The following is a 14,836-nucleotide window of genomic DNA, read 5'->3' as shown; positions in this document are numbered from 1 at the left end:
CCTTACTGATTGACAGCCAGCGGCTGATAAACCGTGGCTTCGCTGAGCATGCCATCAACAATTTGCACATGCCGGCCAGCGCGACGTGCCTGCTCAGGATCATGGGTCACCATTAAAATGGTACAACCTTCACGGTTAAGCTGCTCCAGTAGCTCCATCACCTGCCGTGCCATTAACGAATCCAGGTTACCGGTAGGTTCGTCCGCCAATAAAATGCGGGGGGAACCGGCAAGAGCCCGGGCAATTGCGACGCGCTGCTGTTGCCCTCCCGATAACTGCCCCGGTAAATAGCTGCGCCGCCCAGCAAGCCCTACCCGCTCCAATGCCTGCTCTACGCGCTGTTTACGCTCGGCACTGCTAAAGCCACGATAACGCAGTGGCAGCTCAATATTGTCGTAGATGCTGAAATCTTTGATTAAATTAAAGCTCTGAAAAATAAAGCCGATTTTTTCATTACGCAGTGCCGACAAAGCGCGGTCCGTTAAGCCTTGCACCGCCTGACCATCGAGCAGGTATTCACCGCTATCAAAGCTTTCCAGGGTGCCCAGAATATTCAATAGTGTGGATTTACCTGAGCCGGACGGGCCGGTCAGGGCGACAAATTCACCTTCGCTGACGTTTAAATGAATATCGCGCAGCGCCTGGGTTTCAATCAGCTCAGTACGAAAGGCTTTATTTAAGTTTTTGATGCTTATCATGATATTGTCCTTGCTTAATTTAAGTTGACGCGTGCCTGATCTTTAAATTCGCTCAGGTTAGAAATCACCCATTGCTCGCCCTCACTGGCGCCACTGAGGATCTCTACCCACTGTACCGATAAGGTGCCCAGCTCAACCGGTTTTTTTACCGCCTGTCCCTGCACCAGCTGATAGGCGACCTTGCCACCACCGGAGGCAACAAAGTCACCGCGGGGAATTTTCAGCACATTTTGCTTCTCTTCCAGAATCACCCGCGCAGTCAGACGCTGGCTCTGGCGCAAACTCTGGGCATCGTTGTCGGCAAAACGTACCCGGGCACTGACCTGATTGTTGCGCACCTCAGGTGCGACATAACTGATTTGACCGCGTAACTGCTGATTACCGGCGGTGATCTCCACCGCCATCCCCGGCAGCAGGTCACGGGCGTAACTTTCCGGCACCTGCAGTTCAGCCTCATAGCGCGACAAATCAATCACCGTCAGCAGCATCTGGCCAGCCAGCACATGGCTTTGCTGCTCGACCAACCAGTTACCCAACTGGCCGGTGACCGGCGCGGTAATATCCAGTGCCTGTAGTTTGCGCGACAGCTCGGCCACCACCAGACTCTGGCGCTGAATGTCCTGCTGCCGTGATTTTTGTTCAAACGCCAGCTTGTCCCTGGCCAAGGCGACCTTGCGCTCAGCATGAGCGAACTCCAGCTCAGCCTGGGTTAATCTGTCCTGCGCCACGTCAAAATCCAGCTTACGGATCACGCCAAGGTCGATCGACTGCTGCGCCCGCTGCAGCTCACGCCGCGCCGCCAGCAAATTAACCTGTGCTGTATTTAAGATTTGCTCCATATCCAGCTGTTGCTCACGCGCCTGCAACGCCGCGCGTTCGGCATCGGATTGCAAGGCACTGAGTACTGCCTGCTGCTGCTGATATTCACTTAATAATGCCGGGCTGGTAATGCGCGCCAGCAGCTCACCGGCTTGTACCGATTCGCCCGGCTGTTTCAGGAAGGCGATTTGCCCGGCTTCCTGGCTATATAATGTCGGCGCATTGGCGGCAACGATACGCCCTTGGGCGGCGATATCCCGCACCAGATCACCGCGCTCAACAGTGGCAATTTGCACCTGCTGCCGCGGGATCACCAAGTTCGCGTGCTTGCCGCTCTGCTGCCATAACCAGGCAACAACCAACAGCAGCGAGACGGCTGGTAGCGTCCATAACAGATACTTTTGCCGTGATGGCTTGGGGGCAAGTACCCGGTCCTGGGTGGCGGTGCTTTGAATGGCTACTGGCTGCATCTGTGAGATCCGTTTTACGATAATAATGAAAACCTGCAGTAGCTATAGCAGCTTTAATGCCAGAATTTATCACACTGTTTTTATTGTGTTTTTTATATTTCTCACGGAGAAAAAAGTGTCCGCGGACAGTCCGGGTGTCCGCCAATAACAACGCGGACAAGGTGGCGAACACAAGCCGGCTACTGGGCGCTGCCCAGACCTCATGCTAGACTAGCGCTATTCGTGACAGGAGTAGTTATGTATCAGGATGCCCCCCGCGCCGGCTTTGCCCGGCGTTTGGCCGCAATAATTTATGATGTGTTAATTCTCACGGCGCTGATTATGCTGGCCGCTGGTCTGGCGATGTTGCTGGTGCAACTGCTGGTATGGAGTGGCGCTATTCAGTTACTGCCTGAGCAGGATATTGCTGCCTATGTTACCAGCAGCTGGCGCAGGTGGCTGTACTTCGCTTATCTGGTGGCGGTGATCCTGGGGTTTTATGTCTATTTCTGGTGCAAAGCCGGTCAGACTCTGGGCATGCGCGCCTGGCGTTTACTGCTGGTCAGTCAAGCGGGTAAACCGCTGACGGCGCCGCAGGCGCTGGCCAGAGCACTGCTGGCGCTTGGCGGCATTGGCAATTTCTGGCTCTGGTTACGTTGGGGCAAGGGGCTGGCGCTGCAGGATCAACTGACCAACAGTCAGATGATTATCCTGAGTAAAGAACAAAGCAAGGTACTAAATTTACATAAAACAGCCCGCTAAAGCGGGCTGGTTAAAACATCAACGCGCCCTAGATTTTCCGCCGCATAAAATACAGCGAAATGCCGATAAAGAGTAAGCTGGGTAAGGCCGCTCCCGCCAGCGGGGGTAATTGATACACCAGCGCCAGTGGTCCGAATACTTCGTTACTCATATAAAAGCCAAAGCCGGTCAAAATCCCCAACAGCACACGAGCCGCCATGGTTACGCTGCGCAGCGGGCCAAAGATAAAGGACAATGCCAGTAGCAACATCGCCGCCAGGGTAACCGGCTGCAGAATTTTCCGCCAATAGGCTAATTGGTAACGGCTGGCTTCCTGACCATTTTGCTGCAGGTAATCGACATATTCGCGTAGCCCCCGCAGTGATAACATTTCCGGTTTAATACTCACCACACTGAGCTTGTCCGGTGTCAGCGTAGAGCGCCAGCGCTGGGTTGGCAGTCGCTGTTGCTCAATCCGCTCGTCACTAAAGGTCAGTTCAGTAACCTGCTGCAAGCGCCAGGCATCATCAAGGTACTGCGCCGCTTCGGCCCGTACCACCCGGGCCAGCGCCAGATCCGGTTGAAACTGATAGATAATCACCTCTTTCAGATTCCCCAGATCGTCGACTTCTTTAATATTCACAAAGCTGTCGCCGTCTTTGGCCCAGACTCCCTGCCGCGCCGCAAATACATTACCGTCTGAGATGGCTTTAATTCTGAGCTCGCGCGCAGCGCGGTCTGTCACCGGTGCCCCCCACTCTGCTACCGCCATCATTACCAGTACCATCAGTACAGCCGACTTCATCACCGAGTTAATAATATTCAGCCGCGATAAGCCAGCAGCCTGCATCACCACCAACTCGCTGCTGCTGGCCAGGATCCCCAGGCCAATCAGGCCGCCGATTAACGCCGCCATTGGGAAGAACATCACCACATCGCCCGGCACGCTGTACAGCGTAAACAGCGCAGCATGCACCATATCGTAATAGCCGCGGCCGATAGAACGCATCTGGTCAATAAAACGGAACATCGCCGATAACGCCAGCAATACGCTTAAGGTTAGCGCCGAGGTAGTAAGAATGGTTTTACCGATATAAAGGTCGAGTATTCTGATCATCTTAGCGCCCCGCTACCCAAGCCCGGATCTTCTGCGCCCCTTCCCGGTTACGCAGGATCAATACCGTCCCCAGCGTCAAACCGGCCGCATGCAACCACCACATGCCCAGTTGCGGCGGGATCTTGCCATCTTCCAGCGCCGAGCGGGCGATAATCAGCAAGGCATAGTAGCCCAGGTACAGCAGCAGCGCCGGTAATAACCGGCCAAATTTGCCTTGGCGCGGGTTCACCCGACTCAGTGGTACGGCAATCAGCGTTAAAATTGGGATTGATAACGGGATCGCAATCCGCCAATGCCATTCGGCAATCGCCTCACTACCGCTTTCTTTTAACAGCGCCGGCGTACTTAAACTGGATAGTTTGCGTCGCCGCTGCTCGACTTCCTGTTCGCGGATCTGGATTTGATAGCGGTCAAATTCGATCACTTCATAAGCCGGCGATTGGCCGTCACCAGCATAACGGCGCCCCTGCTCCAGCGTCATTAGCTGCGCTCCGGTTTCCGGATCTTCATATACGGCACCGCCTGAGGCATAAACAATAGCCTGTTGGCTGCCGCCGTCTTTTTCGACGGACTGGGCGACAAACACCTTGGCTAACTGGTTACCGGAGCGGCTGACTTCCTGCACAAAAATCACTGCTTTTTCATTCGAAGTATGCTGGAACCGGCCTGGTACCAGCGAAAATAAACCGGCGTCCGATTCGGCGCGTTCCAGCAGCTGATATTCGCGTTCGGTTGCCCAGGGGCTGAAATACAGGGTAACGCTGGCGGCCAGCAGCGCCATCAGTACCGATAACAATAGGGTTAAACGGGTGACATACCATTCACTGACGCCGGTAGCATGAAGTACTGTCATCTCACTGTCGGCATAGATACGACCGTACGCCACCAGGATACCAAGGAAGGCGCTGAGCGGCAGAATAATCACCGCCAGCTGCGGTAACTTTAACGCCACTATACTCAGTACCAGTTGGCCGGGGATCTCGCCTTCAGAGGCGTCAGCCAGGATTTTTACAAAACGTTGACTGATAATAATGGTGGTCAGAATAACAAAGACAGCTAACTGAGCGCGAAAGACTTCACCAATCAGATAACGAAAAATAATCAAAAATGCCCCCTAAAAACCTGTCTTTTCTCTGGAAAGCTGGTGATTTTTCAGTAAACTTGGTATTTATACACTTTATTATCGGGCAAAGCGGCATTAAAACCGAGCTTTTTCAGTAAAACCCGGTAAAATTTCAGCACCATACCTTGTGGCTGCCGCGTCTGCTGTATGCGATCAGCGCCCATAGTAGCACAGTCTCTTAGAATCAGGAGTAAACATGGAGTTCAGCGTCAAAAGCGGAAGTCCGGAAAAACAACGCAGTGCCTGCATTGTGGTCGGTGTGTATGAGCCACGCCGCCTGTCCGCCGTAGCCGAGCAACTGGATAAAATCAGTGAAGGCTATATCAGTAACTTATTACGCCGCGGCGATCTGGAAGGCAAGCCAGGCCAGATGCTGTTACTGCACCATGTGCCCAATGTATTAAGTGAGCGTGTATTATTGGTTGGTTGTGGCAAAGAGCGCGAATTAGATGAGCGCCAGTACCGTCAGATCATCGCCAAAACCATTAGCACCCTGAACGAAACCGGCTCGATGGAAGCGGTATGCTTTTTATCCGAGCTGCATGTTAAAGGCCGCGATACCTACTGGAAAGTACGTCATGCGGTGGAAACCACACAGGATTGCCTCTACGTCTTTGACAAGCTGAAAAGCAAAAAGGACGAAACCCGCCGCCCGCTGCGTAAAATTGTATTTAATGTACCAACCCGCCGCGATCTGACCATTGGCGAGCGCGCGGTGGAACATGGTTTAGCTATCGCTGCCGGTATTAAACAGTGTAAAGATGTCGGGAATATGCCGCCGAATATCTGTACCCCGGCCTATCTGGCCGAGCAGGCGTCAGCACTGAGCAAGTTATCGGATAAGGTCAGCGTTGAAGTATTAGGCGTAGCCGAAATGTCAGCTCTGGGCATGAACTCCTATCTTGCTGTTGGTCGCGGTTCAGTCAATGAACCGAAAATGTCGGTGATCAAATATCAGGGTGCGGCTGATAACAGCGCGCCGGTGGTACTGGTTGGCAAGGGCCTGACCTTCGACTCCGGTGGTATCAGCCTGAAACCGGGCGACGGCATGGATGAAATGAAGTTTGATATGTGTGGTGCCGCCTCAGTGCTGGGTACCATGCAGGCAGTGATTAACCTGCAGTTACCGGTAAATATCGTCGCAGTGCTGGCCGCAGCAGAAAATATGCCGGATGCCAACGCTTACCGGCCAGGTGATATCCTGACCACCATGTCAGGCCAAACCGTTGAAGTGCTGAATACCGATGCCGAAGGCCGGCTGGTGCTTTGCGATGCACTGACCTATGTCGAACGCTTTGACCCTGAGCTGGTGATTGATGTGGCGACATTAACTGGTGCCTGCGTGATTGCACTGGGTAAACATGCCTCTGGCCTGTTGAGTAACCATAACCCATTGGCGCATGAGCTGTTGAATGCCTCAGAGCAAAGTGGCGATCGCGCCTGGCGCCTGCCGCTGTGGGATGAGTATCAGGACCAGCTGGAGAGCCCGTTTGCTGACTTTAGCAACCTGGGTGGCCGTGCTGCCGGTACCATTACTGCCGCTTGCTTTCTGTCACGCTTTACCCGCAAATATCATTGGGCGCACCTGGATATCGCCGGTACCGCCTGGCGCAGTGGCGGTAAAGACAAAGGTTCAACCGGCCGGCCGGTCGCATTGCTGACCCAGTTCCTGATCAATCGTACTGGTCAGCAGCAGGATCACTGATGCAGGTTACCTTCTATGTGCTGGCTGAGCAAAGTGCTGCAGCCAGTACTGGTTCCCAAGCTAATGAGCTGACGCCTGCGCCAGCTCATTTTGCTTTAGCCTGCCAGCTTTGTGCCCAGCTGTACCGCGCCAAACAACGGGTTTTCGTATATACTGCCGACCAGCAAAGTGCCGAGCTGCTGGACGAACTGTTATGGCAATTTGAACCCGACAGCTTTGTGCCACATAACCTGGCCGGCGAAGGTCCACAACGCGGCGCGCCGGTAGAAATTGGCTGGCAGGCGCCAAAAACCAGCCGCCAGGTGTTAATTAACCTGGCCGACCAGGTGCCGGATTTTGCCCGGCGCTTTAACCAGATCATTGAATTTGTGCCCGCCGAGCCAACGCTAAAAGCGCAGGCGCGGGAACGCTACAAGCAGTATCGACAGGCGGGCATTCTGCCGGAAACGATTACTGCCGACTGAATTTACAGGTATCACTCAGATGGAAAAAACCTTTAACCCCAGTGAAATAGAACAGGCGATGTATCAGGCCTGGGAAAGCAAGGGCTATTTTAAACCGAACGGCGATAACCGGCCGGGTAATAACTACTGCATTATGATCCCGCCGCCAAATGTTACCGGTAGCCTGCATATGGGGCATGCGTTCCAGCAAACCATTATGGATGCGCTCACCCGCTATCAGCGGATGCAGGGTAAAAATGCGCTGTGGCAAGTTGGTACTGACCATGCCGGTATCGCCACCCAGATGGTAGTAGAGCGTAAACTGGCGCAGGAAGGTCTGCCCGGCCGCGCCGAGCTTGGCCGCGACAAGTTTATTGAAAAGGTATGGCAATGGAAGGCTGAATCCGGCGGTACCATTACCTCACAAATGCGCCGCCTGGGTAACTCGGTCGATTGGGACCGTGAACGCTTTACCATGGATGCCGGCCTGTCGAATGCCGTGCAGGAAGTCTTTGTAAGGCTGTATGAAGATGATTTGATTTACCGCGGCAAACGCCTGGTAAACTGGGATCCGAAACTGCATACCGCGATTTCGGATCTGGAAGTCGAGAATAAAGAGCAAAAGGGCCAGTTCTGGCACCTGCGTTATCCGCTGGCCGATGGCGTAAAAACTGCTGATGGTAAAGACTACCTGGTGGTGGCGACCACCCGCCCGGAAACCATGCTCGGTGACAGCGCCGTTGCGGTAAACCCGGAAGATGAGCGCTATAAAGATCTGATTGGCAAAGCCATACTGTTGCCGCTGGCCAACCGCCGCATCCCGATTATCGCTGACGAGCATGCCGACATGAGCAAAGGCAGTGGCTGCGTCAAGATCACGCCGGCGCATGACTTTAATGACTACGAAGTTGGTAAACGTCATCAGTTGCCGCTGATTAATGTGATGACCCCGGATGCCACTATCCGTCAGAGCGCAGACTGCTACTATATTAACGGCCAGCCAAATACCGAACTGCAGATTGCGATCCCGGCTGAATATCAGGGCCTGGACCGCTACGCAGCCCGCAAAGCCATCGTTGCCGCCTTTGATGCCGCCGGCTTGCTGGAAAAAATTGAAGAGGTCAACAACACCCTGCCCTATGGTGATCGCAGCGGCGTGGTCATTGAGCCGATGCTGACTGATCAGTGGTATGTGCGGGTTGCGCCACTGGCGAAAACGGCGACCGAAGCGGTAGAAAACGGCGATATTCAGTTTGTGCCGAAGCAATATGAGAATATGTACTACAGCTGGATGCGTGATATTCAGGATTGGTGTATCTCGCGTCAGCTGTGGTGGGGCCACCGTATTCCAGCCTGGTATGATGCCGACGGCAAGGTTTATGTTGGTCGTAGCGAAGCTGAGGTGCGCAGTAAATATCAGCTGGCAGCTAGCGTCAGCCTGAGTCAGGACAACGACGTGCTGGACACCTGGTTTAGTTCTGCGCTGTGGACCTTCTCGACGCTGGGTTGGCCAGAGCAAACCGAAGACTTAAAGAACTTCCATCCTACCGATGTGTTAGTGACCGGCTTTGACATTATTTTCTTCTGGGTTGCCCGGATGATCATGATGACCATGCACTTTATTAAAGATGCCGATGGTAAGCCGCAAGTGCCCTTTAAGACAGTTTATGTCACCGGTCTGATCCGGGATGAAAACGGCGATAAGATGTCAAAATCCAAGGGTAATGTGATTGACCCACTGGATATGATTGACGGCATTACGCTGGACGCACTGCTGGAAAAACGCACTGCCAATATGATGCAACCGCAGCTGGCAAAGAAAATTGCCGACCGCACCAGCAAGCAGTTCCCGGAGGGTATTCCGGCCAGCGGCACCGATGCGGTGCGTTTTACGCTGGCTGCACTGGCGTCTACCGGTCGGGATATCAACTGGGATATGAAGCGCTTAGAAGGCTACCGTAACTTCTGCAATAAACTGTGGAATGCCAGCCGCTATGTGCTGATGAATACCGAAGGTCAGGACTGCGGCTTTAACAGCAACGATAAGGTGCTGTCACTGGCCGATAAATGGATCCTGGCACAATACCAGCAAACGGTAAAACAAGTGCGGCATTACTTCGACAGCTATCGCTTTGATCTGGCCGCCACTGCACTGTATGAGTTTACCTGGAACCAGTTCTGTGACTGGTATCTGGAGCTGACCAAGCCGGTGTTGTTCAAAGGCTCTGAAGCAGAACAGCGCGGCACCCGCCATACGCTGATCACCGTGCTGGAAAGCCTGTTACGCCTGATGCATCCGATTATGCCTTATATCACGGAAAGTATCTGGCAAGCCGTTAAGCCACTGGCCGGTATTAACAGTGACAGCATTATGCTGGCCGCCTATCCGGTTTATCAGGCCGAGCTGGTGGATGAAACGGCGCAGGCCGATCTGGAATGGTTAAAAGCCGTGATAACCGCTATCCGTAACGTGCGTGGCGAAATGAATATTGCGCCATCTAAGCCATTAACGGTATTGCTGCGTAATCTGAATGCAGAAGAGCAGCGCCGACTGGAGCAAAACCGTAATTTCCTGCTGGTAATGGCGAAACTGGACAGCCTGGAGGTATTGGCGGCTGATGCTAAAGCACCAGCCAGCGCCGCGCAGCTGATTGGCAGCATGGACTTGCTGATCCCAATGGCCGGTTTAATTGATAAAGCAGCAGAACTGGGCCGTATTGCCAAGCAACTGGAAAAAACCCAGCAAGAGTTATCCCGGGTTGCCGGTAAGCTGAATAACGAAGGCTTTGTTGCCAAAGCACCGGAAGCGGTGCTGGAGAAGGAGCGCGCTAAACTCGCTGAACTGGAGCAGGCGGTAAACAAACTGCAAGCGCAGCAGGCCGAAATCGCCGCCCTTTGATCAGCAGCGCTAATTATGATAGCGCGAAACGGCCCCTTACAAGCCCGAACTGGCGTGACCGGTTTGGGCTTTTTTCTGTTTAAATTTCAATTGTGCTGCAGAAATTTTTTGCTATGATGCACGGGTTTGTCTGCCGAAAGAACAGGCGAACCCGTGTTGCATACTTATGCACGTTTCCGCGTGGTCTAGTCGAAGATGCAACACCGTAGTCCGCTCCGTTGAGTTGTAAATCTGCTGCAACGGTTCAGTTAACTTTGCCGGCTATCCCGGCTTTTAGTATGAGAATAAAAAACCATGTCAGCAGATGCATCTTTAGAGAGTCTGGCCGAACCTATTGCTGCGGCGGCCGAAGCGGCCGCCGTTGAACCTTCAGCCATTAGTCTGATCCCCGCCTTAGTCGTGCTGGCGTTTGCCGTTTGGTTAAAGCGGCCTATTCTGGCGCTGGTGTTAGGTGCCGCCGCCGGCTTAATTTTGCTGGCGGGCTCACCGATTGAAGCCCTATTTAATCTGGGCGAAACCTCAGTGCGCGTGATGCAGGACGAAACCATCGGCTGGTTAATTCTGGTCTGTGGTGGCTTTGGCGCCTTAATTGCGCTGCTGGTGCATACCGGTGGCGCCTTTGCCTTTGGCCGGATGGCGCAGCAGTATGCCAGTGGCCGCAAACCGTCGCTGTTTATGACCTACTTTCTGGGTCTGATTATCTTTATCGATGATTACCTGAATGCCTTAACCGTCGGCGAAACCATGAAGCGGATCACCGACAAATACAAGGTATCGCGGGAAATGCTGGCCTATGTGGTTGACTCAACCGCCGCACCAATGTGTGTGCTGGTGCCGATTTCAACCTGGGCCATTTTCTTTGGCGGTCTGCTGGTGGCTAACGGTATCGCGCCGGAAACCGACCCCAATGGCATTAAAACCTATATCTCAGCCATTCCTTATATGGTGTATGCCTGGTTGGCGCTGATTATGGTGCCGCTGGTTATCTTAGGCATAGTGCCGCTGATTGGCCCAATGAAAAAAGCCGAACTAGCCGCCCAGCAATCCAGTGGCAATATTGATGCGCCGGCTGAAACCGCCGCTTCACATACCCATACCAGCGACGACTTTGCAGTAGAAGCCTTTGAAGAAGAGTTTGATGCGTCAGACAAAAAAGGCGGCAAGCTGTATAACTTCCTGTTACCGATGCTGATGCTGATTGGCTTTACCATCTGGTTTGAAGCGGAAATCTGGCCTGCGTTAATCCTGACCTTTATTCTGACCATCCCAATGTATATGGCGCAGCGTCTGATGCCCTTTACCGAGATGATGGAGCTGATGATGCACGGTTTTAAAACCATGTTACCGGCGATCTGTACCGTGATCGCGGCCTTTACCTTTAAGGATGTTTGTGATCAGTTAGGGTTACCGCTATACGTGATTGAGAACCTGGCGCCCTATATGAACGCCCAGATGTTACCGGCGTTGGTCTTTGTGGCGATGGCTGTGTTAGCCTTCGTTACAGGCTCCAGTTGGGGCATTTTTGCGGTGTCGATCCCGATTGTGATGCCGCTGGCTATTGCAGTAGATGCCAATATCCCACTGGTGATTGGTGCCCTGCTATCAGCCAGTTCCTTTGGTAGTCAGGCCTGCTTCTACAGTGACTCAACCGTATTAGCGGCGCAGGGTTCGGGCTGTAACCTGATGAGCCACGCCCTAACCCAGTTCCCCTATGCCTTTATCGCTGCGGTGCTGGCATTCTTTGGCTTTATTATTCTGGCCTGAGCCGGTTACTAAGCAAGCAACACAGGGCGCAACGGCGCCCTGTTTTTTTTACAGACTACGATAAATATCCAGCACGCCGTTAATCACAAACTGCACGGCAATAACCGACAGGATCAAGCCGAATAGCCGGGTAATAATTTCTTTACCGGTCTCGCCGATATAACGCACCAGTACATGCGAATAAATCATTGCCAGATAACAGGAAAAGGTCGTAATACCGATAGCCAGGAACACCGTAATAAAGTGCCACAAACTCTGTGCTTCACTGGTTAGGATCATCACGGTGGCAATGGCGCCGGGGCCAGCAATAAAGGGGATCGCCAAAGGAATAATCGACACATCTTTCGCCAGCTTGCCGTCCGGATGCGGCTCTTTACCTGTTGCTTCTTCGCCATCATCCAGACCTTTTTGCATCATGCTCATCGCAATACCAAACAGGATCAGGCCGCCGGCGATGCGAAAGGCTTCCAGCGTAATGCCAAACACCTTAAAAATAAAACTGCCCAGCAAACCGAATAACAAAAAGATCCCGGCCGAGACCAGGGTGGAACGTTTGGCGGCCCGTCTACGCTGAATGGCGTTGGCATTTGGCAACAAGGAGACAAAAATAAAAGCCGTTGTCAGCGGGTTAACAACAACAAAGAGTGCAGTAATGGCAATTAGCCAATAATCAATTAATAAGGTTACAGACATCATCTATCCAGAGTTCAGGCAGCGGTTAAAAGGTAATAACTGCTTATTCTAGCAGAATTTTTTAAAAAACATCCTGCTATGCATATAAGAGCTATCACAGCCTCGGCAAAAAAACCTGATAACACTCAAGGATTTAAATAATGTTAACCAGCTGGCACATTTGCCAGCCTTTTTGCTACAATTGGCGCAATTTTAATCTGTACAGGAGTACGGTTATGCCCGTCAGTTCGCAACACAAGGTTTATTTGCCCGCGTCGGCCCGCGATAATCAATACCTGCTGGCTGAGTTTGTTTTGTCCGATGAGTTAGTAGCCCGCTACCCGGCAAGCAGCACAGACACCCCCTACCTGGCGCTGTATCAGGCGCTAAGTCAAAAGCTGTTTGAACTGGCCGATCAGTTTGGCCTGCGCAATGTGCACCTGATTGCAAACGGTAAAACCCCGGTAGTGCGCTTCCACCAGGAAGCCTATGTGCTGCAAACCGCCGAGCAAATTCTGTTTTTCTATAACCCCAGCTACCATGAAGCCCAGCATAGCTTCTATGATGCCAAAGTGCGGGCACGGAAAATTAGCCTGTTGTTTCTGGCAACCGAGCAGCCACTGCGCTCTAATGCCGCAGCCTTTCACCAGCAGGTGACGACATTACTGACTGAGCTGCGTAACCGCCTGGCATTGGCAGAGCTGAAAATCAAAGTCCGTGATCACCAGCATCTGACCTATGATTTATTCGCCAAAGCCAAAGGCAGTAAAGAAAGCTACGGCTATAAACTGCGCTCTATCGATGCCCGCTATAAAGCCCGGCAAGCGGAACTGCCGGCCCATAGCGCCCTGACTTATGTGATTGTCAATTTACCGCTCAGCCGGCGGCTAAAAGAGCAGGTAAAGCTGGATCTGCACAGCAGCAGCCCCTATCTGCCGCTGTATCAGCATATCGCCGATCACTTTGTCTCGGCCTGTCAGCAAGAAAAACTGCAACATCTGGCCGTGCTGGCCAATGGTTTATTACCGCTGGTCCGCAACAGCCAGTTTGATAAAAGCAGCCAGGGCACAGAGTTACAGATGATTGGTTTTGACCCCAGCGCCAAGCAAGGCCAGCTGGTCAGCGATCTGCAGGGTGATAAGCTGGTAGAAATGATGCAGCTGATCATTTTCGCCACGCCAGACGACCAAACCGATATGGGTTATGGCCGCTTTATGAATGAAGTAGAAAGCGCACTGCGTCGTTTTGCTAAAGCGGTAAATCTGCAACCTGAGCGCGATGATTTAACGGTGCGTTTCCATCAGCATATCAGTTACCACCAATAAACTTAAGCCGCGCCGGCTATGTCCTTGCAAGACAGACCGGCGCTATAGCGGCTTGCTATGGCTTAGTTTGCGTCCAGTCCACCGTCGCTTTAAACTGTTCTTTATAGCGGCGTGACAACGTCAACTGCTGACCCGTTTTCAATAAAATGCTGCCATCACCACTACTCTGATAGCCAATACTCTCTATATAACGCAGGTTAACAGCCAGACTGCGGTGTATCCGGCAAAAACCGGCCTGCTGCAGAGTTTCCAGGGTAGCTGCCAGCGTAGCGCGTAGCGGATAAATGCGTCCCTCGCTATGCAAATTCACATAGTTACCGTTAGCTTCCAGCCAGGCGATGTCTTCGACACGGATCAGGTATTCCTTATCCAGTTTCTTAACCAGAAAATAACCCGGTTGCTCGACCGTACCACTTGTCGCCCCCTGGTGGCTGGGGTCGCCTGCAGCGTCGGCGCTGACGGCGGTCCCGACCACATAGGCTTCGCCCTGTAATCTGGCGTGAACAAAACGTGCCAGCTGAAAAGCGCAGAGAAAGACCAGATATGCCCACAGATCTTTGCGATATTCATAGATAAGCTCACGTCCGAGCGGCCCGAATTGATAGTCGCTACCCAACCAGCGGTACACCCAGCTACGCAGCGTTACCATAATGCCAACATGACTCAGTGAAAACACCACTGATGCCGCCAGGTGCAGCAGCAGTTGTCGGGCTGGCGCTTTAAATTGCAGCGGGTGCCGGCCAAACCACCAGAATAGTAGCGGGCTGAGTGACAAGGTACTCAGCACGCTGCTGTATTCCCACAGTATCGGTTGCCAAATTAACAAGGTGCTGTCCGGCTGCCGCTGCTCAGCCGTCCAGATTGAACTGACATTGACTGCGGCATTTAAGATCAAAAACAGCGCAAACAGCAAATAGCCGCTACGCACAGGATGGCGCTGCACGCATTGTACGAACCAGGAATTACCGCTTGTCATCTGTCGCCACCTGTTGTCCCTCAGTGCCACCGCTAAGCCAACCTGCTATAGCCGCAACCTATTATCGCCAGCATACTAGCACAAGATTCTGCCGTGAAATCAATT

At 52.8% G+C, this 14,836-nt stretch carries 12 protein-coding genes; 6 read left to right on the top strand and 6 right to left on the bottom strand.

The window, feature by feature from the left end:
* Window positions 1-2: 2 nt before the first annotated feature.
* On the bottom strand, window positions 3-698 hold the full coding sequence (locus AJE_RS12140) for an ABC transporter ATP-binding protein (RefSeq protein WP_008951103.1): 696 nt from the start codon (window positions 696-698) through the stop codon (window positions 3-5).
* Window positions 699-712: 14 nt separating this feature from the next.
* The gene (locus AJE_RS12135) at window positions 713-1,987 is read right to left on the bottom strand and encodes an efflux RND transporter periplasmic adaptor subunit (protein WP_008951102.1); all 1,275 of its coding nucleotides are present in this window, start codon (window positions 1,985-1,987) and stop codon (window positions 713-715) included.
* A gap of 237 nt (window positions 1,988-2,224) precedes the next feature.
* Here AJE_RS12135 and AJE_RS12130 point away from each other — a divergent pair, with 237 nt between their 5' ends.
* Entirely contained in the window at window positions 2,225-2,728 is a 504-nt protein-coding gene (locus AJE_RS12130; RefSeq protein WP_008951101.1) for an RDD family protein, read from the top strand.
* 28 nt (window positions 2,729-2,756) lie between these two features.
* Here AJE_RS12130 and lptG read toward each other — a convergent pair whose 3' ends face one another.
* Together lptG and lptF are read right to left on the bottom strand one after the other, a co-directional pair.
* Window positions 2,757-3,824, bottom strand: coding sequence for an LPS export ABC transporter permease LptG (gene lptG, locus AJE_RS12125; protein ID WP_008951100.1), 1,068 nt, complete (start codon window positions 3,822-3,824; stop codon window positions 2,757-2,759).
* Between the two features lies 1 nt (window position 3,825).
* Window positions 3,826-4,929, bottom strand: a complete 1,104-nt coding sequence (lptF, locus tag AJE_RS12120; protein ID WP_008951099.1) for an LPS export ABC transporter permease LptF — start codon at window positions 4,927-4,929, stop codon at window positions 3,826-3,828.
* 214 nt (window positions 4,930-5,143) lie between these two features.
* Here lptF and pepA point away from each other — a divergent pair, with 214 nt between their 5' ends.
* The 4 genes from pepA to AJE_RS12100 all read left to right on the top strand — a co-directional run bounded on the left by pepA (window position 5,144) and on the right by AJE_RS12100 (window position 11,758).
* Window positions 5,144-6,652: a leucyl aminopeptidase gene (pepA, locus tag AJE_RS12115; protein WP_008609119.1), complete on the top strand. Its 1,509-nt coding sequence runs from the start codon at window positions 5,144-5,146 to the stop codon at window positions 6,650-6,652.
* Window positions 6,652-7,116, top strand: coding sequence for a DNA polymerase III subunit chi (locus AJE_RS12110; RefSeq protein ID WP_008951098.1), 465 nt, complete (start codon window positions 6,652-6,654; stop codon window positions 7,114-7,116). The genes pepA and AJE_RS12110 overlap by 1 nt, the downstream gene beginning before the upstream one ends.
* A 19-nt stretch (window positions 7,117-7,135) precedes the next feature.
* Window positions 7,136-9,994 carry a valine--tRNA ligase gene (locus AJE_RS12105; RefSeq protein ID WP_008951097.1) on the top strand — a complete coding sequence of 953 codons (2,859 nt, stop codon included), beginning with the start codon at window positions 7,136-7,138 and terminating at the stop codon, window positions 9,992-9,994.
* Window positions 9,995-10,288: 294 nt separating this feature from the next.
* Window positions 10,289-11,758, top strand: coding sequence for a Na+/H+ antiporter NhaC family protein (locus AJE_RS12100; RefSeq protein WP_008951096.1), 1,470 nt, complete (start codon window positions 10,289-10,291; stop codon window positions 11,756-11,758).
* 48 nt (window positions 11,759-11,806) lie between these two features.
* On the opposite strand, the gene AJE_RS12095 is transcribed toward AJE_RS12100, so the two are convergent.
* On the bottom strand, window positions 11,807-12,451 hold the full coding sequence (locus AJE_RS12095; protein ID WP_008609125.1) for a MarC family protein: 645 nt from the start codon (window positions 12,449-12,451) through the stop codon (window positions 11,807-11,809).
* 215 nt (window positions 12,452-12,666) lie between these two features.
* Here AJE_RS12095 and AJE_RS12090 point away from each other — a divergent pair, with 215 nt between their 5' ends.
* Complete coding sequence (locus AJE_RS12090) at window positions 12,667-13,755, top strand: DUF3083 family protein (protein ID WP_039928698.1); 1,089 nt, start codon at window positions 12,667-12,669, stop codon at window positions 13,753-13,755.
* Between the two features lie 55 nt (window positions 13,756-13,810).
* Here AJE_RS12090 and AJE_RS12085 read toward each other — a convergent pair whose 3' ends face one another.
* A complete protein-coding gene (locus tag AJE_RS12085) occupies window positions 13,811-14,731 on the bottom strand; it encodes a LytR/AlgR family response regulator transcription factor (protein ID WP_008951094.1) in 921 nt (306 codons plus the stop codon).
* Window positions 14,732-14,836: the final 105 nt, after the last annotated feature.

Origin of the sequence: Alishewanella jeotgali KCTC 22429 (genome assembly GCF_000245735.1) — a bacterium.
GTDB classification, from domain to species: Bacteria; Pseudomonadota; Gammaproteobacteria; order Enterobacterales; family Alteromonadaceae; genus Alishewanella; species Alishewanella jeotgali.
The sequence above is the reverse complement of the archived record's forward strand: the minus strand, read 5'-3'. Positions and strand labels throughout refer to the sequence as shown.

Coding starts and splice junctions, on each gene's coding strand:
- AJE_RS12140 (WP_008951103.1), bottom strand. CDS start 698: ATGATAAGCATCAAAAACTTAAATAAAGCCTTTCGTACTGAGCTGATT.
- AJE_RS12135 (WP_008951102.1), bottom strand. CDS start 1,987: ATGCAGCCAGTAGCCATTCAAAGCACCGCCACCCAGGACCGGGTACTT.
- AJE_RS12130 (WP_008951101.1), top strand. CDS start 2,225: ATGTATCAGGATGCCCCCCGCGCCGGCTTTGCCCGGCGTTTGGCCGCA.
- lptG (WP_008951100.1), bottom strand. CDS start 3,824: ATGATCAGAATACTCGACCTTTATATCGGTAAAACCATTCTTACTACC.
- pepA (WP_008609119.1), top strand. CDS start 5,144: ATGGAGTTCAGCGTCAAAAGCGGAAGTCCGGAAAAACAACGCAGTGCC.
- AJE_RS12110 (WP_008951098.1), top strand. CDS start 6,652: ATGCAGGTTACCTTCTATGTGCTGGCTGAGCAAAGTGCTGCAGCCAGT.
- AJE_RS12105 (WP_008951097.1), top strand. CDS start 7,136: ATGGAAAAAACCTTTAACCCCAGTGAAATAGAACAGGCGATGTATCAG.
- AJE_RS12100 (WP_008951096.1), top strand. CDS start 10,289: ATGTCAGCAGATGCATCTTTAGAGAGTCTGGCCGAACCTATTGCTGCG.
- AJE_RS12095 (WP_008609125.1), bottom strand. CDS start 12,451: ATGTCTGTAACCTTATTAATTGATTATTGGCTAATTGCCATTACTGCA.
- AJE_RS12090 (WP_039928698.1), top strand. CDS start 12,667: ATGCCCGTCAGTTCGCAACACAAGGTTTATTTGCCCGCGTCGGCCCGC.
- AJE_RS12085 (WP_008951094.1), bottom strand. CDS start 14,731: ATGACAAGCGGTAATTCCTGGTTCGTACAATGCGTGCAGCGCCATCCT.